The 19886-nt window shown below is 62.8% G+C and carries 17 protein-coding genes; 1 reads left to right on the top strand and 16 read right to left on the bottom strand.

The window, feature by feature from the left end:
- Positions 1 to 60: 60 nt before the first annotated feature.
- The 16 genes from BISU_RS06710 to BISU_RS06635 all read right to left on the bottom strand — a co-directional run bounded on the left by BISU_RS06710 (position 61) and on the right by BISU_RS06635 (position 18402).
- A complete protein-coding gene (locus tag BISU_RS06710; RefSeq protein ID WP_024463258.1) occupies positions 61 to 1131 on the bottom strand; it encodes an aspartate-semialdehyde dehydrogenase in 1071 nt (356 codons plus the stop codon).
- Positions 1132 to 1438: 307 nt separating this feature from the next.
- On the bottom strand, positions 1439 to 2005 hold the full coding sequence (locus tag BISU_RS06705; RefSeq protein WP_024463257.1) for an ACT domain-containing protein: 567 nt from the start codon (positions 2003 to 2005) through the stop codon (positions 1439 to 1441).
- A gap of 129 nt (positions 2006 to 2134) precedes the next feature.
- Positions 2135 to 2899 carry an aspartate kinase gene (locus BISU_RS06700; RefSeq protein ID WP_024463256.1) on the bottom strand — a complete coding sequence of 255 codons (765 nt, stop codon included), beginning with the start codon at positions 2897 to 2899 and terminating at the stop codon, positions 2135 to 2137.
- Between the two features lie 120 nt (positions 2900 to 3019).
- Complete coding sequence (recR, locus tag BISU_RS06695; RefSeq protein WP_024463255.1) at positions 3020 to 3622, bottom strand: recombination mediator RecR; 603 nt, start codon at positions 3620 to 3622, stop codon at positions 3020 to 3022.
- A gap of 9 nt (positions 3623 to 3631) precedes the next feature.
- Positions 3632 to 6973: a DNA polymerase III subunit gamma and tau gene (locus BISU_RS06690; RefSeq protein ID WP_024463254.1), complete on the bottom strand. Its 3342-nt coding sequence runs from the start codon at positions 6971 to 6973 to the stop codon at positions 3632 to 3634.
- Positions 6974 to 7190: 217 nt separating this feature from the next.
- Positions 7191 to 8327, bottom strand: a complete 1137-nt coding sequence (locus BISU_RS06685) for a diacylglycerol/lipid kinase family protein (protein ID WP_161787730.1) — start codon at positions 8325 to 8327, stop codon at positions 7191 to 7193.
- A 159-nt stretch (positions 8328 to 8486) separates the two neighbouring features.
- On the bottom strand, positions 8487 to 8867 hold the full coding sequence (locus BISU_RS06680) for an Rv3654c family TadE-like protein (RefSeq protein ID WP_081672647.1): 381 nt from the start codon (positions 8865 to 8867) through the stop codon (positions 8487 to 8489).
- Positions 8864 to 9271: a TadE family protein gene (locus BISU_RS06675; protein WP_024463251.1), complete on the bottom strand. Its 408-nt coding sequence runs from the start codon at positions 9269 to 9271 to the stop codon at positions 8864 to 8866. Before BISU_RS06675 ends, BISU_RS06680 begins: the two co-directional genes overlap by 4 nt.
- Positions 9271 to 9555, bottom strand: a complete 285-nt coding sequence (locus BISU_RS06670; RefSeq protein ID WP_024463250.1) for a DUF4244 domain-containing protein — start codon at positions 9553 to 9555, stop codon at positions 9271 to 9273. The genes BISU_RS06675 and BISU_RS06670 overlap by 1 nt, the downstream gene beginning before the upstream one ends.
- Positions 9556 to 9776: 221 nt before the next feature.
- Entirely contained in the window at positions 9777 to 10334 is a 558-nt protein-coding gene (locus BISU_RS06665; protein ID WP_226839097.1) for a type II secretion system F family protein, read from the bottom strand.
- A gap of 184 nt (positions 10335 to 10518) precedes the next feature.
- On the bottom strand, positions 10519 to 11337 hold the full coding sequence (locus BISU_RS06660; protein ID WP_024463248.1) for a type II secretion system F family protein: 819 nt from the start codon (positions 11335 to 11337) through the stop codon (positions 10519 to 10521).
- A gap of 76 nt (positions 11338 to 11413) precedes the next feature.
- Positions 11414 to 12451, bottom strand: coding sequence for a CpaF family protein (locus tag BISU_RS06655; protein WP_033502609.1), 1038 nt, complete (start codon positions 12449 to 12451; stop codon positions 11414 to 11416).
- Positions 12451 to 13191, bottom strand: coding sequence for a CpaE-like family protein (locus tag BISU_RS06650; protein WP_226839098.1), 741 nt, complete (start codon positions 13189 to 13191; stop codon positions 12451 to 12453). Before BISU_RS06650 ends, BISU_RS06655 begins: the two co-directional genes overlap by 1 nt.
- Before the next feature lie 760 nt (positions 13192 to 13951).
- Positions 13952 to 14752, bottom strand: coding sequence for a hypothetical protein (locus BISU_RS06645; RefSeq protein ID WP_024463245.1), 801 nt, complete (start codon positions 14750 to 14752; stop codon positions 13952 to 13954).
- Positions 14742 to 15857 carry an NUDIX hydrolase gene (locus tag BISU_RS06640; RefSeq protein ID WP_024463244.1) on the bottom strand — a complete coding sequence of 372 codons (1116 nt, stop codon included), beginning with the start codon at positions 15855 to 15857 and terminating at the stop codon, positions 14742 to 14744. The genes BISU_RS06645 and BISU_RS06640 overlap by 11 nt, the downstream gene beginning before the upstream one ends.
- 307 nt (positions 15858 to 16164) lie before the next feature.
- Positions 16165 to 18402 (bottom strand): RNA degradosome polyphosphate kinase, encoded by a 2238-nt coding sequence (locus BISU_RS06635; protein ID WP_024463243.1) that lies wholly within the window; start codon positions 18400 to 18402, stop codon positions 16165 to 16167.
- 742 nt (positions 18403 to 19144) lie between these two features.
- Between BISU_RS06635 and upp the strand changes: the two genes are divergently transcribed.
- Positions 19145 to 19783 (top strand): uracil phosphoribosyltransferase, encoded by a 639-nt coding sequence (upp, locus tag BISU_RS06630; RefSeq protein WP_024463242.1) that lies wholly within the window; start codon positions 19145 to 19147, stop codon positions 19781 to 19783.
- Positions 19784 to 19886: the final 103 nt, after the last annotated feature.

Here is a 19886-nt window from a genome sequence, read left to right as displayed (position 1 = left end):
CTAGTATGGCACGCCAGCCGCCGGGAGTCATGCGCCGCCAGCGCGCTTGCGCTGCCAGCCTTACAGCTGCTCGGCGAAATGCTTGCGTGCGATGATCTCGGCCAGCTCGACGGCGTTCAGGGCCGCGCCCTTGCGCAGATTGTCGTTGGCGATGAAGAACGCGAGGCCCTTCTTGCCGTCCACCGCCTGATCCTGGCGGATGCGGCCGACATAGCTCGGGTCCTTGCCAGCGGCCAACTGCGGCGTAGGGATGTCGTCCAGCTCGACGGCCGGAGCGGTGGCGAGCACCTTACGAGCCATATCGGGAGTTACGTCGCGCTCGAATTCGGCGTTGACACTCATGCCATGCGCGGTGAAGACGCCGACGCGCACGCAGGTGCAGGATGCGGCGAGATTCGGCAGGTGCAGGATCTTGCGGCTTTCGTTGCGCAGCTTCTGCTCCTCGTCGGTCTCCTCGGAGCCGTCGTCGACGATGGCTCCGATGAAGGGCACTGCGTTGAACGCGATGGTGCGCACGACCTTGGTCGGCTCGGGGAAGTCGATGGCCGATCCGTCGAACGCGAGCTTGTCGGCACCTTGCTCGATTGCGGCGGCGGCCTCGTTCATTAGCTGCTCGACTCCCGCGCGGCCCGCACCGGAAACCGCCTGATACGAGCTTACGATAAGCCGCTTCAGGCCGAACTGCGTGTCGAGCGCCTTCAGGACCGGGATGCAGGCCATCGTCGTGCAGTTGGGGTTGGCCACGATGCGGGTCGGGATATCGTCCAAGTCGTCGGGATTGGCCTCGGCCACGACCAGCGGCACGTCGTCATGCATGCGCCATTGCGAGGAGTTGTCGACCACATACGCGCCAGCCGCAGCAAAGCGCGGCGCCCAGACCTTCGACGTGCCGCCGCCTGCGGAGAATATGGCGATATCGATGCCCGAAAGATCGGCCTTCTCGACGTCCTCAACCGGAATGTCGACGCCGCGCCACGTGAGCGTCGTGCCGGCAGAGTGTGCTGACGCCAGGAAACGTAAGTTCCGCACCGGGAAGTCACGCTCGTCGAGCACGCGGCGCATGACCATGCCCACCTGACCGGTCGCCCCCAGCACCGCCACGTTCACGCCACGTTCGTGTATCTGCACCATTTGAGATCGACTCCTTTTTCGCTATTCACCCTGTTGCGTAAGTATTCGGACCCGCAAGCATTCGCCCGTCTCGTCCGCATCGCCGTCCGTCTGTTGCGAATTCGCCGGCAGAGCGTATTGCGTACGTCTCTATATTGCCCACATCGCGCCGACAAAACACCCGACGACTACAGACTATCGCCCGGAATGCGCATTGACCGGCATATGCCGAAGCGGTACGTACACGGCAGCATTCACACGGCGACATCCATGCAGTGCCATCCATGCAGTGCCATCCGCTCAGCGACATCAGATCAGCGGCGCCAGTTCAGCGACCGGTGCCGCCGTATACCACGGCTTCCACGTGGTCGGCATCCAATCCATAAGCCGTGTGCAGCGCCTTGACCGCCTCGTCCAGATCATCGAGCGGCACCAGCGCGGCGATGCGGATCTCGGAGGTCGAGATCATCATCACGTTGATATCGTGCTCGCTGAGCGCGTTGAAGAACTTCGCGGCGAGGCCGGAATGCGTTTTCATGCCCACGCCTACGACTGCCACTTTGCCGACGGAGGAGTTCACGTCGAAAGACTGGTAGGCAAGCTCATCGTGCTTGTCTTCCAGCACCTCCTGCACATGCTTGGCGGCAGCGCCGGGCACGGTGAACGAGATGTCCGCCGTCCCAGTCGAGGCGCTGGCCTGCACGATCATGTCGATGTTCACGCCGGCTTCGGCAAGCGTGCTGAAGACGCGTGCCGCCATGCCCGGCTCATCAGGCATGGCGCGCACGGTCACCAAGGACTCGCTGCGGTCATGCGCCACGCCGGAGATCACCGGTGCCTCGGGGTCGAGGTCGGGGAAGAGTTCTCCCATCGAGACGTTCATGTTATTGGTCATAATCCTGCCTTCTCGGTTCGAAGCATGCCATGTTTAGTTAGCTGAGTTTGGTTAGCTGATGGATTGTCATGAAAATTCATTGCCGCGCGATCATCTGGAAAATCGCACGGGCCGCAGCCCTGCCCGCATTCACGCCAGATTCGGCAGGCTGCGCGGGTCGACGCCGTCCGGCACGATCACGGTGCCGCTGCGGTGCGAGAAGGAGCTGCGCACGTGCAGAGGCATGCCGAAGCGCTGCGCGTATTCGACGCAACGCAGCGCCAGCACCTTCGCCCCGCAGGAGGTCATTTCCAGAATCGATTCGTAGTCGATCGCAGGTATGCGCCGCGCCGTGGGCACGATGCGCGGATCCGCGGTGAACACGCCATCGACGTCGGTGTATATCTCGCACACATCGGCGCCAAGCGCCACCGCCAACGCCACAGCCGAAGTATCGGAGCCGCCCCGACCCAGCGTCGTCGCATCGCCGATCTCGCTGACGCCTTGGAAACCTGCCGCGATAGCCACGCAGCCCTCTTCCATCGCCTTGCGCACGCGGGCCGGACGCACGGACTTGATATGCGCCGTGCCGAACTGCGCATCGGTCATGAAGCCCGCTTGGGAGCCCGTGAAGGAACGCGCCTGCGAGCCTTCGGCGTGAATGGCCATCGCCAGCAGACTCATCGAAATACGCTCGCCAGCCGTCATGAGCATGTCCATCTCACGCGCCGGAGGATTCGAATCAATGCTCAACGCCTGGTCGATGAGGTCGTCGGTGGTATCCCCCATTGCGGAGACCACAACCGCCACGTCATTGCCCGCCCGCTTCGTTTCGACGATGCGCTTGGCGACGCGCTTGATCGAATCGGTGTCGGCGACCGATGAGCCGCCGTATTTCTGCACGATAAGAGCCACGACTGTCCAATCCTTGTTTCGTCGATTCGCTGCGTTTATTCTACGCAAACGGGGCGATTATACCCGCGAACACGCCGTTCATGCCCCGCATCGACCAATATGCGTCCTGCACATGCTGCTTTACGCCTCGCGCCGGCCGGCGAGCGCACGGCCGAGCGTGATCTCGTCGGCATATTCGAGGTCGCTGCCGACAGGCAGACCGCTGGCGAGCCGGGTCACCAGGATGCCCAGCGGAGATAGCAGCCGGCTGAGGTAGGTTGTGGTGGCCTCGCCTTCGATGTTGGGGTCGAGCGCCAAAATGATCTCCTTGACTTCGTCGGTTTTGAGCCGGTCGAGCAGCTTGGGGATATTCAGGTCGTTCGTCCCCACGTTGGCCATGGGGTTGATGGCCCCGCCCAGCACATGGTAGGTCCCGCGATACTCCCGCGTGCGCTCGATGCTCATGACGTCCTTGGGCTCCTCTACCACGCAGATGAGGCTGTGGTCGCGTCGCGGGTCAGCGCATATCGGGCATGGGCTCGTCTCGCACACATTGCCGCAGATGTCGCAGAACCGTATCTTCTCTTTGACTTCGCTGATCGCCTCGGCGAGGTCGCGGCTCTCTTCCTCGCTCGCGGAGAGCAGATAAAAGGCGATGCGTTGCGCACCCTTGGGCCCGATGCCGGGCAGATGCGAGAACGCGTCGATCAAGCGCTGTATCGCGCCATCGTAAGCCAATGCCATGGGTTTTCGTCAGCCTTCCTGATGCTTGCCGGACTTGTTGGGCGGTTGGATGTTCTTCGGGTTGCGCGGGTCGTCGGCGGCAAAGTCCTCGACGCTTTTCACCTCGAAAAGTCGTGCGAGCTCGTCCAAATCCAGCGCCGTCGCCGAGCCGAGCGACTCGTCGTTCAGCGAATACTCGTCCTCTTCCGGAGCGACCTGCTCACGCCCGGGCGCCTCTTGCGCGTCGGAGCGCGTCGGAGCGCCTGCGGGCATGGGATTGCGCGACGTGAGGTTGGGCCGTGTGAGGTTGGGCCGTATGGGGTTGCGCTGTATGGAGTTCTGCGACGCCGCCCATGGATCGGAGTCGTCGTAGGAATCGCCAGCGGCACTGGCGGTGGTATTGCCAGCGAAACGATCGGAGTCCTCCCCGGCATAATCGGCGCCGTCATACAGGTTTCCGGCCGCCTCCCCAGGTGGGTTCCTGCTCTGATTCCCCGCCGAATCCCCGCTCGCATCGCGGGACATGACGCTGGTCGAGCCGTTGGCCGCCGGGGCGGATGGCATCGCCCAAGGGTCGACGCCATCGCTTGTATCGGGAACGGAAACCTGCTTGTGATGCCGGGCTTCCTTGGGTTTCGCGGTATCTGCACCTGTCTGAGATGCGCTGCCCTGTTCTGCGCTACTCTGCTCCGTGCCGCCCACGGCAGCGGGGTCATGCCTCGCGTTCTGCTCGGACGACTGCGTTTGCAGCTTCCGATCACCTTGAATTTTCTGGGGCCCTCGCCTCTCAGGCGAAACCGCCCAAGGGTCTTCGTCGTACTCGGTCGGCGGCTGCGGAGCGGTTTGCTCATGCGCAGCGGCCGCCGGGTCGGCTATGGCTGCGTCTGCGGTATCGGCAAATGCCGCAACGGATGCGGCGTCTGGCTCCTGCGCTGGCTGCGCCCATGGGTCTGCGCTGGCGCCGGCATGGGCAGGCTCGTGAATGATGCCGTCGTCTGGCGTGCCGTATGCCGCGTTGCGAGATTCTTGAGCGGAATCGCTTCGATTGCTGGGCCGCTCCTGAGCTCCGGGTTGCTGCTGCTTGTCGGGCCTTTCCCAGTTATTTGGCTCGTTCTGGCTGCCATGGTCGCCGCGGGTGCCGGACTCGCCCTGATTGCCGAGATTTCCCCTGTCGTCTATTTCGCCCGGGACTTCCCTCCCGCCCCGATGAACCGGGTCATCGGCGTTCTGCTGCCCATCCGTGGCGCCCGTCCGGTGCTCCTTGGGCTGCGTCGGCATATGAGCGCCGACATGGACGGCGAGTCCGGCGGCAGCCAGACCGGCCTTGGACAGAGCGATCTGCTGCTTGACCTGGGCGAGCCGTTCGCCGCTCATGCGCGCGGTCGGCTCGACCTGCTCGCCGTTGGCAGCGACCGGCGTCGGCGCGATCATCGTGTTCGCGCCGAAAACCTCACGCACAGCCGCGAGCACGACCTTCGACGCTTTATGCCCGCGATGCGCTTCGTCGGAGGAAACGGCCAGCGCGAAGGCGTGCTGGCTCAGCGGGCAGTCGAAGGTCATCGATATGCGTTGCTTGCCCGCACGATTCGAGGCCAGCGCGACGCGTACGACCTTGTCCCGCGTGACGTATTCGCGAACATCGGACGGCAACGCGGCAATGGCGGCGTCCCAACGCTCATCGACGCTGCGGCGGTCCTCCTGCACCGCCGTCGCGGTCTGGTCGGCAACGGCGGCATGCTGTGGCGCATTCCGCGTTGCTTCATTCGCCGAAGCAGCAGTCGGGCCGGCGGACGGCGTTGCCAGCGCCGGGGAAGGAGAAGGATTGGCCGTCGAAGGACCAGTCGTGGAGAGACCGGTGTTCGGCGTCTGAGCAAACGACGCGGCTTCAGCCTCAGCCTCATCGCCAGCCGCAACAGGGTTGCGCCCATTCGGCGCGTTACGGCCGGTATGCGAAGTGGGTTGCGCCTCGGCAACCGGCATCGAGCCGGACCGCTCTCCAGGATTCGATGCCATTGCATTCGCGCTGTCGGCAGATTGCGCTTCAGCAGCCGTTCCCGCAGCGGCAGGAGCGTTATTCACTTGGTCAGCCAGAGCGGGAGCGGTCGCGGGAGCCGCGCCACTAGACGAACGTTGCGCCGAGCGCCGGTTCGAACCTGCAAAACCGCCTCGGCTCGCCGATTGCGCTGCGCCGCCTGCAGACTGACCGCTCGCAATGCCTGCCATATTCGCAGTAGAGTCCTGCTGCGCCGCCATGACCGCGGTTTCGGGGTCGCGGCCTGCCAGCAGCCGCGCCGCCAGCAATTCCAGCCGCATGCGCGGCGACACGGCGCCGGCCATGGCACTCAAGGCGGCGTTAATGGTTTCGGCCATGGCGCTGAGTGAGCCGAGACCAAGCGCCGCGGCCTGGCGGTGCAGATGGTCCATATCCTCGGCTGCGGAGTCGTCGCCAAGCACGCTTTCCGCGCGTTCGCCACCCAAAGTCAGCACGAGCAGATCGCGCACGCGGGACAGCAGATCCTCCACGAAACGACGCGGATCGAATCCGCCGACCACGACCTTCTGTACTACCCCGTATAGTTTCTCGCCATCACGCTCGATGACGGCGTCGATTGCCTCGCCGATCAGCGCATCCGGCGTAAAGCCCAGCAGCGCGACGGCCGAATCGTGGGTTATGACGCCATCCACCGAGCCGACCATCAGCTGATCCAGCACGGAAAGGGTGTCGCGCATCGAGCCGCCCCCGGACCGCATCGCGAGCTTCAGCACTCCTGGTTCGGTCCCGATGTGCTCTTTCTCGCAGATATCCTGCAGGTACGGCCCCATGATTTCAGTCGGAACGAGGCGGAAGGGATAGTGATGGGTGCGAGAGCGAATCGTGCCGATCACTTTCTCCGGCTCGGTGGTCGCGAAGATGAACATCACATGCTCCGGCGGCTCCTCCACGATTTTGAGCAGGGCGTTGAATCCCTGCTGCGTCACCATATGGGCCTCGTCGAGGATGAAGATCTTATAGCGATCGCGGGCAGGGGCGAAGGTAGCGCGTTCACGCAGCTCGCGCGCGTCATCGACGCCGTTATGGCTGGCCGCGTCGATCTCCACGACGTCGATCGACCCCGGCCCTCCGGTCGCCAAGTCCTTGCAGCTCTCGCATTCGCCGCATGGATGCGAGGTCGGACCTTTCTCGCAGTTGATGCAGCGCGCAAGAATACGGGCCGAACTCGTCTTGCCGCATCCGCGCGGCCCCGAGAACAGATAGGCATGGGTCAGCTTGCCTTCGTCAAGCGCACGTGACAATGGCACTGTGACCTGCGTCTGGCCGATCACCCCGTCAAAAGTGTCCGGCCTGTACCTGCGGTATAACGCCAACGCCATATCTGCTCCCTCACGCACGCTCGCACTTGCTTTTCATTCGCCCTAACAGATTACGATCCGCCGCCACGCTCGTTCTCCGCTCGCGCCTGGCTGTTGCCTTATCGTCGCATTGTCTGCATTTCTCCGCGATCACCGCGGGGGCAGTCCATGCCTCCTAACCTACCTGCACCCGACTATCTATGCGCGGCAAGCCTAGTATGAATGCGGCAGACCTGATCTATGCCAGGCCGCGCGGGCACGCATCTTGTCTGAGCACGGCGGGCGGCACCAGCAGCCGCATCGACCGACTGCTGACCGCGACGGACACCGGCAGCCTTCCGACATATTCGCCATCGGCCATCAGCGCCGGCGGCGTTTCGCCCTCAGGCGATTGCTCGATCTCTATGCTGCGCACTCGCTGCCAATCAAACAATCCAGTGCCGAGCAGCCCCCCGTTATACGCATTCGCTATCGCACGCACAATTTGCAGGAAGGTGGGAACCCGGTTCAGCCAGATCAGGTCGAGCAGGCCATCGTCGAGCAGCGAATTCGGCGACAGCTCGATGCCGCCGCCAACATAACGCGAGTTGGCTACGGTCAGCAGGGGGCTGGCAATAGTGCGCTCATCCACGCTTCCATCTTCCAGAATCGCCCGCACATGGTATCCATATGGTCGTATATGCATGACCTCCCTGAGCACCGCGACGAAGTAGCGCAGCGTTCCATACGGCAGCGTTGAACGATTCGCACGATCGTTGATGCTTGCATCCAGCCCGCAGGACAGCATTCCTGCGAACAGCCGCTCGGTCATGCCGGGCATGCCACCGCACGTAGCCCGCTGGGCCGTCCCATCATCGAAATCATCCCGGTGCTGCCGTCGGACGCCGCCTTCCGCCGCAGCGAAAGGCTTGGACTCTGTTGCAGGGGACGCTGCTGCAGCAGGAGACGTTGCGGCAGGCGCCGAGATCACGCCCGCATCCACATCCCGATGCGTGCCGTTGACGATCGCGCCAGCAATCCCGTGAACCGCATCCCGCGCACGATTCACCGGCAGTCCCAGCCCGCGTGCGAAATCGTTGCCCGAACCCATAGCGACGATTCCCAAAGGCGTTGCGGCTCCGGCGAGCGCATTCACCGCGAGGGCGACCATGCCGTCACCGCCGACTACGACAAGGTCATCGATGTCGCTAAGCCGCTCCCGTATCCTCGCCAGCGAATCATCATAATCGCGACCGGTCAGGTCGACGACGTCGAAGCCGTGCCGCTCTCCCTCCTGCTTCAGGAGATCGAACACCAGTCTGTTGGCCTTAGCGCCGTTCCCGTTGTTCGCGGCAGGATTTCCCGCCATCGCCACAACCGCTCTCGCAATACTCACAGAGGCAACGATAACGAAAAACCGTTGCCTGCAGCAACGTTTTCCAAGGCTTTGCGGCATATTTCACAGTCCGGGCCATACGCCATCCCGCAGTCCGGCCGCTTGCCAACATGGGCCGTTCGATCATCCGATGACTGCGGCACGCCGCACGAAAATCGCCTAAGAGCATTCGATCGGCCCGGCGCGCGCCGAACTGGTCACCTGAGGAATCAACGGCACCGAGGTGCGAACCGAGACGCCGGCTGTCACGATGTCTCCATCGATCCTGCATGATTCCAGCTTCCCCTTGTGGGAGCGAGCGACCGTTTGCGCGGCGGCGCAAGGGTCTGCGGCTCCCTCCCATAGCACCGTTGCAGCGGAGACCGCGGCGAGATCCGCAGCGGATATGGCTTTCGAGCGACAGATGAACACATTGCCTGCCATCGCCAAAACAGACAGCAGCACGGCCGCAGCTGCGACCAAGGCCACTCCCGCCATCGTCCCGGAGCCTTGGTCGCTCCTGCACAGCCGACGGCAGACAAGTCTTCTCGCATAAGTCATTGTGCTACACCCGTCGATGTCGCGTGGACGCGAGTCGGCATGACTCCGAGCGGATCAGGCAGCACCGGGCATTGCACCCTCACTGCATAGGTTCCTCCGCCGCGCGTCACCGACACCGAAGCGTCAGATCCCATTGCCCGCGCAAGAGCTGCGGCATCGGCCTCGCCACCGGTGACGACAAGTTCCCTGGCAATCGAAGCTGCCGTATCCTGGCAATCCATCGACACAATCACGGCCCGGGCAAGCGACATGAGCACAACCGCCATGACGATGACTGCCGGAAGCACCACCGCGAACTCTGCGGTGACGGCGCCCTGGTCGCATGGTTTCCCGACATGCTTGCCGACATACGACCAGATACGCGCTCCTTGCTTGCGTGACGATGTCCGGATCATCGCATTCATCACACGCTCAATGACTTTTTCACGATGTTGCTCAGCAAGGTCCTCGTGACATCCGACTTGAGCAATGCCACCAGCAATGTAGCGAATCCAGTCGCGGCCACCAGCACCACCGCATACTCGGCTGTGGCCGCTCCCTCGTCCGCTGCGCCGTCCATCGTCCGCACTTTGGCGTCAAGCAGGCATATTTCTCGTTTCATATTGTTCATCAGTCCACTCACCCGGCCTCTGGCATATCGGAAAATGCCAGCCTGGCCATCGACGCTAATGGGGGTTTGCGTATTCATGATCGTTCCTTACCTCTTCATTGTTGTCTGAATCTCTTCATTGTTGTCCGACTGGTTGCGCCGGTAATTCCAGTGTGCCCGCCGATGTACGGAGAGTCCCGCGGTTCCGGGTCATGTGGTCGAACGCTCGGGCTTGTCCACATTGCCGGCGTGTCGCATTCGAGTTATCCACATCGTGTCCCCAACGACAAGCAGAGCGAGGGGAAGCGGCAACTGAATGGTCACGAGGCGAAAGACGCTATCGCCGGGATAACGCCGATGAACAGGAACGCAGGCAGAAAACACAATCCTGTTGGCACGAGCAGTCGGATCGAAAGGCGCGAAGCGCCCTGCTCGATCTGCGAGCGTTCGTTTTCGTCCACCTGTGCGATGGTGGCCTCAAGCCGTTCCATGGGGGCCGACCCATAGGCCCACGAATCCGCGAGCGCATCGTGCACCAACGCCATCGTCGCGCCATGCGCCTCATCAGACAGTGCGAGGCTCCACGCGTCATGCCAGGGATATCCTTCGTTGAGCAGGCGGGCGACGCCCAGCAGCAAAACGCCGCAACCGCGACCGATGTTCTCGCCCACTGCGTCGAGCGCACGCGGCAACGACGTCCCCCGCCGCATCGCCACGGCGATCATCGACAGAATCAACGTATCTGACGGCAACGGCATGTCCTCTTCGTCGCCTTGATGGGCATTCGGCAGAGCGCGGCCGGGCTGCGCACGGCTGAGAGCTACGCACAGGCCTGTGCATATCGCGGCGCAGAGCGCGGACAGCATTGCTGGAATCATGGTCAATTCTCCTTCTATTTCAGCTGCGCCCCGAAGCTGCACTCGTGCACTCGTGCTCGTGCTTCGTCCGTGTAAATGGGCACGCTCATGTCGTCAATGAATAGGCAGCATGCACAGCACCCCGTAAAGAGGCATCGCCGTGTCCGCTTCCGCGCCGCGCAATCCCGAGCGATACGCGATATGGTCACGACTGCATGGAATGACGACGCAAGCCATCAGTTCGTTCCGACAGCTTGCTTGCATACGGCCCTTCCGAAGTTTGTTCATAGGCGGGCCGTTCATGGGCAGTCCGGGTACGCGGCGGCCGAACGAATGAGCGCAGCATGGCACGTATCCACGCCACGCCCGCCGCATACGACACCACGCCGATCAGCAGACATGCCATGCCTCCTGTCGAACCGAATAGGAAGCCAATGGGATTGGCCCCGATTATCTCGCCCAGAAGCAAGGTGACGAAGGGGAGAGCCGAAAGCAGCTTTACTGTGGCCTGGGGCATCGCAAAGGCATTGTCACGCAACTCCTGCACCATTCGTGAGCGCCGGTGCGACTGCGCAACCGCTTGTATGGAGCGAGCGGCCTCGCACCCCAGCTGCTCGCTGAGGCGATATGCCAGATGCAATTCGGCAGCAGTCCGGGCCACTTGCGCATCCGACTCTGTTTCAAAAGCTCGCATGCGCAGCATCCGGTGCAGTTCCTCGTAATCCAAAGGAGAAGCAGCTGTCTCACTCAGCCCGTCCAACGGCGCTCCAGCCGGCTCCGCCCCAGCCGGAATCCCGGGCAGCTGCAGGGACTGGCGCAGCGATCCTCCCGATCGCACGCGCGCATGCATCGCAGCGAGAGCCGCGGCAAGACCAATGCGGGTCGCGGTTCTCTGCTGTCCACTGCGCTGACCCAGCCGGCGATCCAAGCCAGGCAACCGCGCACACGCACTGTGGAAGCGGTATATCAGCAACCATATCGCCATCGTGACGCACCATGCCGCAGCCCATGCACTCCATGCCATGTCTGCTCCTTTCGACTGCCTGGTCCTTTCGCATGCCCGGCCCCTTCCGCATACCTAAACGTTTACGAAACTGCCGCTATGCGGGCGAGCCGAACGCTTCCGAGGAACCCACGGCCCATTGCGCCGAGAATCGTTCCCACTGGGGCGTACTCGATGGAGCCTCGCGACCGTTCCAGCGCGTGAGCGTTCGCCCGGCGAAAGCGCCCTGCGCAGCATGGAAATCACCGATCTGCGCGATATAACGACCTTGCTTCGAACGTTCCAGATGCAGCACCGCATCAAAAGCATCCTGCGCAAGCATCGCCAGCACCGCAGGTTCAAGGCCCGCGAGCAGTCCCAAAGCGATCAGCCGCGGCGGCACCCGTTCCACGCCATCGGCATGCAGCGTCACCATGCCGCCCCTATGCCCGGAATTCAGAGCGCGCAGCAGGTCAGCGATCTCGGCCCCTCTGCATTCCCCGAGAATGATGCGATCGGGCCGCATGCGCAACGTGGCTTTGACCAATTCCGTCAGCCCTACTGCCCCAGCGCCTTCGACGTTCGCTTCGCGCGCCATAAGCGACACGTGGTCGCCGCGCCCCAGCTCTCCCAGCTCGCGTACCTCCTCCACGCTGATGATGCGCTCCGCAGGCCCGCATTCGCCAAGCAAGGCTTTCAGCAGCGTTGTCTTGCCTACGCCGGTGCCGCCAGCAATGAGTATGTTGGCGCGGCGGCGCACCAGACCGCGCAGCGTTCCCATCCATGAGACCGGGAACAGGCCACGTTCGCACAGCCGGCGCAGGTCGTAGCGATCATGCCCCGGAAAACGTATGGAGATGGCCGCCCCTTGCGGCACCACTGGGGCAATCACCGCATGAACGCGCACTCCTTCGACGCTGGAAGCGTCCGCTATCGGGCAGGCGTCATCAAGACGACGTCCCAGCTGCGCGCACAGCTGCACCGCGTACTCCCGTATCACCGCCGACGATCGAAACGGTATGCTCGGCTGCTCCTGCACCATGCCATCGCCGTAATCGGCCCACACTCGCCCGTCGCAAGTCACCGCCACATCGGTCAACGAGGCGTCATGGGTCAGATACTCCAGAGGCCCTAACGCCAAGCTCTTCGCTGTCATCACCTCTCCCCCATCCATGCCTCGACCCGATCAGCCGTTAGCCGCACGCATGCTGCGCTTCCCGTGCCAATGCGCTGAATGCCAAGTCCTTCCAGCAGATCCCGCTGCAGCTTTCGATCCGGGCGAATCGGGCCGATGACCTCGCATGACAGATAATCCGAGGCTTCCAACACGCTCAGACACCCGGCATTGCCGCGCGCGCCGCGCGGCTGAACTCCGACCACGGCAAGAATCCTGTCCGTTCTAGATGGTTCGACCGATCCGCCGCCCTCACACGATTCCAGCTGCGCGATATGCGCTTTGGCACGGGCCACGCCCAGCACGGAAAGCTCTGCCACGACGATCCGCTTCGAATCGGTCAACCCGGGAACCATATCGAGCACGCCGCCATCGGCGCCATCCACCACGACCACGTCATTCGCCTCGCCGAGCGCACATATGGCAGCCTGAATCTCCCACCAGTCAGGAACGTCGCCATTCCAAGGGTCGAAGGCGAGTACGCCGATGCCCTCCCACTTGGGCAGCCGACGATTCAAAGACTCAGCCTCGATTCGTCCAAGCGGGGCATCCAGGCCGCCGAAGCGCAATCCTTCCTCGCTCTCAATGCCCAGCAGGACATCGAGCCCGCCGGCGCGGAAGTCCGCATCGACCACTGCCGCAGTCAGCTTTCGCATGCGCAATTCCCAAGCCAGCATCGCCGCCAGCGCACTCAGCCCGATGCCGCCGCTAGACGATGTCAATACAACGGTATTGTCGCCAGTACCCGCATCAGCGCCTATGTCGAAATCACCGGATGAGCCGGACACGCGTCGAGACTCATGTGGCGACGCACGAGCATTCGACGTTGAAGCGCCGTGGCGAGGCCGCGATTCCCGCCCGCGGCCGTTGGCTGCACGGCGTTCCGTAGTAGGGGTGTAAAAACGCTGGGGCGGCGATGCCGCGCTGCTAATACTGTCCATAGCCCGATTGAAGCGTGTCGGGACACCCATCTGCAACTCTGGCGGACCACTGTGGTCGAACGCTTGGAGTTATCCACAATCGGGAGTGTCGAGCAGTAAAATCGCCGACTCGTAACGCCATCGCACCCGCCGAAGAATCCGCCGGCACCCGAAGGAAAGACGGCCGAAACATTTCGGCCGCAGTCACGGTCACGAAGGTCCTGACCCGCATCCGTGGGCGATGTCGCCGCTCTGTTTCGTATCCAACCCGCGCGACGGTCTTGGTGCTCCGTCAAGTAAAACGCTGAACCGTGAAAGCGCCTGTCGGCGCAAACGCCGCTCTCGGCGGCAACAAATGGAGCCCGGGGCTTAAGCACGGTTCAGCGCGAGTTACCAGTATAACCGCTCATTGCGTCCGGCGCGACTTTACGCGCTAAAGGAATCGATATGCGTAGAGAAAATTCAAGTGGCGCAGCTCCGGCCCTTTTATCCGGCATCGCCCGACTTCATGCCATTCCAATCGCGTCGCACCTGAGACGCGCTGTTGCGCCGTCGGCCGCGCCTACTCCAATTTGCCTTGACGCCACAGCTTGGCTCCGTGGAGAAAATCACCCGATGTGGTCATGAGATTGCCCGCCATATGCATGAGTCGGGCCGAGGCCGTCTGCGGATCGTGAGCGGCCCTGCGACCCGAAACTCCCGCCCGCACCGAGCCCGAATCGGAATTTGGGCCTGCTCCAGTCTCCTGTGCGGCAGCCGACGAGTCGCCCTGATGGGCGATGCGCCGCGCCTCAAGCCGCAGGCCTGCCGCAGTGACGTCGGTGAAGGCGGCCGCGCGTTCGAGCGCCACCGCGAAATCGCCAGTGAACGCGCCCGAAAGAATCGAGTCGGCCGTGCGGGCGATGTCTTCGGCGCTGGGCGCCTGATCGACGCCGGCCACGGCCGAAGCCGACGTGGCCACAGGCTCGCCCATGCGCCACAGCTGCGAGACCGACTCCTGATTGCGATTCATCCAGGTGCGCAGCATGTACAGCCGCCAGAGCATGCCCGGCAAGGAATCGGGCTGCGCACGGCTCCACAGTTCGGCGATGATATCCACGCCCTCGGCGTCGACGATGGTGAGCACGCGTCGCACGATTTCAGGATCTTCGCTGTGGTGCACGCGATCAAGCAGCGCGGCCGCCGAAACGTGGCTCATCTCGTCGATCTCCTGCGGGTCCGCGCCTCCCGAAAGGCTTTCGACGATGGCCGGATCGACCTGCGCGGGCCGTGCCGGACGGGATGATCCGGTGCCTGAGGCGATGAATCCCTCGCGGCTGGAACGAACCGAACCGGAGCCATAACGTGAAGTGCTAGTAGACAAGTGGTGCCATCCTCTGAATATCGATGATGCGCGGCCCTTGATCGCTCGGCACGATGGACAGGGCCACGGCGTTGCCAGTCGGCATGTACGGCGACGAGGCGATCAGCTGCTTGGACAATGATTTCGACACGCACATGGTACGCAGATGTTCGAAGATTCCGCCGATAACGGGACGATGCATGCACACGGCAGTTGTGATATGGGCGTTCAGCGCGTGCTCGATCTCCTCCTCGAATCGCTCCCAGGCGGCCTGCGGATTCTCGGCGAAGGCATCCTCCGTCAACTCGTCCGCCGGCACCATCGACAGGCCGGTCTGCCACGAGAACACTTCGATGGTCTCCAGGCAGCGCACCCATGGCGACGTGATCAGGCGAGAGGGGGCGAAGCAGGCGAGCTCGCGGTTGAGCGCGTACGCCGCCGCCGCGCCGCGCGGAGTGATGGGCCGGTCGGCGTCGGTGCCCTTCCACTGCTTGCGCGATTCGGCCTTGCCGTGGCGCACGATGAGCAGCGTCCGGCTGTTCTCGGCGCCTTCCTCCACCCGGTCAACGAACAGATCGAGGATGTCGCGATCCTGCGCATGCGAGAGCAGACGGCGGGCGTGGCGCACGCTTACCCAAACGATCTTGTCGATCTCACCGATATCGGCAGGCATCACCGGGCCGAGCGCCGCCGTGCGCATCGCGGATTCGTGATTGCCGATCGGACGCGCCATCCAGAACACGACATGCTTGGTGACGCCGCCCTTGGCCTTTGGCCGCTTGCCCTTCTTGCCTTCCGAGTCCAGCGGATACTCGATTTCGCCCAGTCGAGGTCCGAGCGCCACATGCACGCCTGTTTCCTCGCCGATCTCACGCACTGCCGCATGACGATGCGACTCATTGAGCTCCAGCTTGCCCTTGGGCCAGCTCCAATCGTCGTATTTGGGGCGGTGCACCACGCACACCTCAAGTCCGTCCAGCGCCGAGGGATGCCGCTCATCGAGAGCAGGCATGCTTTCGTCTGCGTTCTGCGAGTCGCGTGAAGCGTCCGAATCCTGCGCGATATCATCCTCGGACCGTCGGCGATACACAATGCCGCCTGCCGCCTCGACCGTCATGTTGCTCATTGCGCTGCCCTTTCCTTGAAGTTCCCTGCCCTGCGACCGGAATCCAGCGCATGCCCCGGTATTCGTTTTGCGCTGCGCAGCACGTGCGTCCAGCGACAGCCGTGCGACTGCCGCTGGAGCATGGCCGCTGTGTCGACGCATTCATGATTCCCATAGTATGCGTCTGCCATGGCACGACGGCAAAGCGCCGGCGCGAGGCGGCTGATCCTTCGATCATCGCGCCTCGCGCCGGCGCCCATATATCGCGATAACGCGCATCCGTTGCATATCGCACGAACTGGATTGGCCGGCTTGACCGATTCAACCCTTAGTTCGCCCCGTGATGATGATGCTGGTGCGTGCGGATCATGTATTCCTGGCAGTCGACCAACGGCCTGTTCTCCTCATCGCGCGAGTGCCGCACATAGGCTCCGTCCGGCTGCATATGCCACGAAATCGTAGAATCGGCCATCTGCAGGTCGACGTAATGAATCAGCTCCTCCACCTGATTGGCGTCGCTGATGCGCACCAGCGCCTCGACGCGGCGATCGAGGTTGCGATGCATCAAGTCGGCCGAGCCGATCCACACTTCCGGACCAGCAGCCGGGCCTTCGCCGATCTGCGGGCCTTCGGCATTCGCGAAGGCGTAGATGCGGCTGTGCTCAAGGAAGCGCCCGAGGATCGAACGCACTCGAATATTCTCGCTCAAGCCGGGAACTCCGGGCTTAAGAGCGCACATGCCGCGTTCGACGATGTCGATTTTCACGCCCGCCTGGCTCGCACGGTAGAGCGCGTCGATGGTCTTCTCGTCCACGACGGAATTGACTTTGATCCTTATCCAAGCCTCCTTGCCGGCGCGTGCGGCATCCTCCTCGCGGTGGATGCGCTGAATCAGCCCGGTGCGCACGGTGCGCGGCGCGACAAGCAGCCGGTGGAAGCTCGACTTCGGAGCGTATCCCGAAAGCTGGTTGAACAGGCGCGTAAGATCCTGCCCCACCACGGGGTCGCAGGTCAGCAGGCCCAGATCAGTGTAGATACGCGCGGTCTTGGGATTGTAATTGCCGGTTCCCACATGGCAGTAACGCCGCAGGCCATCGTTCTCTTGGCGCACCACGAGCGAGAGCTTGCAGTGGGTCTTGAGTCCCACGATGCCATAGACCACGTGCACGCCGGCGCGTTCGAGCTTGCGCGCCCAGGCGATGTTGGCGTCTTCGTCGAAGCGGGCCTTGATCTCCACCAAGGCCAGCACCTGCTTGCCGGCGTGGGCCGCGTCGACCAGCGCGTCGATGATCGGCGAATTGCTCGACGTGCGGTACAGCGTCTGCTTGATGGCCAGCACTTTGGGATCGGCAGCCGCCTGGGCAAGGAAGGCCTGCACCGAAGTCGAGAAGGAATCATAGGGGTGGTGCAGCAGAATGTCATGGCTGCGGATGGCCGCGAAGATGTCCTGCGCCCGGCTCGACTCGACTTCGGCGATTTGCCGATTGGTAATCGGGATGAACGTGCGGAATTTGAGATCCGGCCGGTCAAGGCGCTGCAGCTCGAAGAGCACGCTCATGTCGAGCGGTGAAGGCAGGCGATACACCTCTTCGTCGCTGACGCGCAGCTGGCTGACAAGCAGCTGGGAGAGGAACGGACTGGTCGCATCCGAGATCTCCAGCCGGATCGGCGGCCCGAAGCGACGGCGCAGCAGCTCCTTTTCCATGGCGTTGAGCAGATTCTCGGCGTCGTCTTCCTCGACGTCGATATCCTCGTTGCGTGTGAGGCGGAACGAACGCGCCTCCTTGATGATCATGCCGGGGAAGAGCGATTCGAGATGCGCGATGATGAGATTCTCCATCGTGATGAAGCCGAAGCGCTCCTCGCGACTCTCCTCGTCGGTCAGATCATCGACCTGCACCAGGCGGTTGAGGTTGTCCGGGATCTTGACGCGGGCGAAATGCGACTTGCCCGACGAGGGATTCTCTACGAGGACCGCAAGGTTGAGCGAGCCGCCGGAGATATAGGGGAAGGGATGGGCGGGGTCGACCGCCAGCGGCGTGAGCACGGGGAAGACCTGCTGGCGGTAGTAGCGCGAAAGCCGTTCCTGCTCGGAGGCCTTGAGCCTGTCCCAGCTCAGCAGCACAATGTGCTCGCGTTCCAACGCGGGCAGGATGCTGTCGATCACCGTGCGCGCGTGCTCGTTCTGGAGCCGATGCGCCTCCTCGCTGATCGCACGCAGCTGCTGGCGCGGGCTGAACCCGGAGGCTGCGGTCACCGCGATGCCCGAATCGATGCGGCGCTTGAGGCCTGCGACGCGGACCATGAAGAACTCGTCAAGGTTCGAGGCGAAGATGGCGGCGAAATTGGCCCGCTCGAGCACGGGCAGATCTTCATCCTGCGCCAGCTCGAGTACGCGCTGGTTGAACTTGAGCCAGCTCAGCTCCCTGTCGAAGAAGCGGTCTGCGGGCAGCGGCTCCTCGCCGGCCTGCTGCTCGCGCTTGTCGGTTTTGTCCGTTTCGGCGATATGCTCAGCGATTTGGCTGCGCAGTATCGCCTTGGAGGGTGCGTCAAAAATCTGTGCCATGCTCCTACTCTAGGCTACTGCAGGCGACGACACAGGTCTTGGAAAACAAAGTTTCGTAAATTCGCGTGGTGTTTACAAAAAATTATATTATGCGGCTGGTCGACCGGGCTTGAATGGGCTTGGGAATGCCTTGGGGATCGCCTAATGCATGCAGTGCGAGGCGGCGATGCGTCGACACGCCGATTATGACGCAAGCACACACAATCGAACATCCGAAGGCCCCTTTGACACAGTTTGTCCCAAACGAGGTGCGTTCTTCTGGCAGAATGAACACTTTAGCAAATAAACGCACAAAGGCCTGCGCCGGCTTGCGTTCGAGCGCAGATAGGGCATAATAACAACTACAAGGAAAACTTCAAAGAGCAGAAGCCCACAAAAGTGTATGGCCACGATGGTCGTTACGTTGGACGGGCAATGGAAAGACTTACCGTTACGACGATGATGTTGTGTTGCGATTCTGCTTGAGGGTTCTACTTGGGGAGGAGACCCGCTTCGGCGGGTCTCCTCTTTTCATGAACCTGCTCCTCCCAAAAACGTATCGTCGCCGTGGAGATGATCCGAACGGGCTCTTTCCGCTTTCCGGCATCTGGCGCATCCTGCTCCCAATCTTTCGTGCCCGTCCTCTGCCCCCAGTGACCAAAGCGGCCAGGCCCCGTGGTTCGTCGCTGCCCTCCTTGCCACCTGCGACACGGCGTCCGGGACCCTGCGCTGGCGCATGCGGCAAAGGGCTACTCTTAGAGGTATGCAACTCCACGTTTTGAATCACCCCCTCGTCGATCACAAGATGACCGTGCTGCGGGACAAGAACACCCCCTCCAACATCTTCCGCGAGCTCGTCTCCGAACTCGTCATCCTCGAAGCCTACGAGGCCACCCGCAACCTCGATGTCGTCGACCGCGAGATCGAAACGCCGATCGCCCCGATGGTCGGCAAGCACCTCGCCTCCCCGCGCCCGATGGTGGTGCCGGTGCTGCGCGCCGGGCTGGGCATGCTCGACGGCATGACCAAGCTCCTGCCGACCGCCGAAGTAGGCTTCCTCGGCATGAAGCGCGACGAGAGCACGCTTGACATCATCACCTACGCGAATCGCCTGCCTGAGGATCTCACCGGCCGCCAGTGCTTCCTGCTCGACCCGATGCTCGCGACCGGCGGCACGCTCGTCGCCGCCACGCATTATCTGGCCGAACGCGGCGCGAAGGACATCACCGCGATCAACATCATCGCCGCGCCCGAAGGGCTCAAGAAACTCGAAGAGGCCATCGACCCGAGCATCGACTTCAAAGTCGTCGTCTGCGCGGTCGACGAGAAGCTCAACGATCAGGCCTACATCGTGCCCGGCCTGGGCGACGCGGGAGATCGCCTGTACGGTCTGATCGACTGAACCAGCGAACCGCCGACTCACCGACCCGCTGAATAACCAGTGCCCGACCGAATGCGCACGAGTCGAAAGCACGCTGCCCTAACAACCCCATCAGGGTCCAAGA

It is taken from the genome of Bifidobacterium subtile, from assembly GCF_000741775.1.
GTDB classification, from domain to species: Bacteria; Actinomycetota; Actinomycetes; order Actinomycetales; family Bifidobacteriaceae; genus Bifidobacterium; species Bifidobacterium subtile.
The sequence above is the reverse complement of the archived record's forward strand: the minus strand, read 5'-3'. Positions and strand labels throughout refer to the sequence as shown.

Excerpts from the sequence above, each read along its gene's own strand:
- BISU_RS06710 (WP_024463258.1), bottom strand. The coding sequence starts at position 1,131 with ATGGTGCAGATACACGAACGTGGCGTGAACGTGGCGGTGCTGGGGGCG.
- BISU_RS06705 (WP_024463257.1), bottom strand. The coding sequence starts at position 2,005 with ATGACCAATAACATGAACGTCTCGATGGGAGAACTCTTCCCCGACCTC.
- recR (WP_024463255.1), bottom strand. The coding sequence starts at position 3,622 with ATGGCATTGGCTTACGATGGCGCGATACAGCGCTTGATCGACGCGTTC.
- BISU_RS06690 (WP_024463254.1), bottom strand. The coding sequence starts at position 6,973 with ATGGCGTTGGCGTTATACCGCAGGTACAGGCCGGACACTTTTGACGGG.
- BISU_RS06680 (WP_081672647.1), bottom strand. The coding sequence starts at position 8,867 with ATGACTTATGCGAGAAGACTTGTCTGCCGTCGGCTGTGCAGGAGCGAC.
- BISU_RS06675 (WP_024463251.1), bottom strand. The coding sequence starts at position 9,271 with ATGAATGCGATGATCCGGACATCGTCACGCAAGCAAGGAGCGCGTATC.
- BISU_RS06670 (WP_024463250.1), bottom strand. The coding sequence starts at position 9,555 with ATGAATACGCAAACCCCCATTAGCGTCGATGGCCAGGCTGGCATTTTC.
- BISU_RS06665 (WP_226839097.1), bottom strand. The coding sequence starts at position 10,334 with ATGATTCCAGCAATGCTGTCCGCGCTCTGCGCCGCGATATGCACAGGC.
- BISU_RS06660 (WP_024463248.1), bottom strand. The coding sequence starts at position 11,337 with ATGGCATGGAGTGCATGGGCTGCGGCATGGTGCGTCACGATGGCGATA.
- BISU_RS06655 (WP_033502609.1), bottom strand. The coding sequence starts at position 12,451 with ATGACAGCGAAGAGCTTGGCGTTAGGGCCTCTGGAGTATCTGACCCAT.
- BISU_RS06640 (WP_024463244.1), bottom strand. The coding sequence starts at position 15,857 with ATGAGCAACATGACGGTCGAGGCGGCAGGCGGCATTGTGTATCGCCGA.
- BISU_RS06635 (WP_024463243.1), bottom strand. The coding sequence starts at position 18,402 with ATGGCACAGATTTTTGACGCACCCTCCAAGGCGATACTGCGCAGCCAA.
- upp (WP_024463242.1), top strand. The coding sequence starts at position 19,145 with ATGCAACTCCACGTTTTGAATCACCCCCTCGTCGATCACAAGATGACC.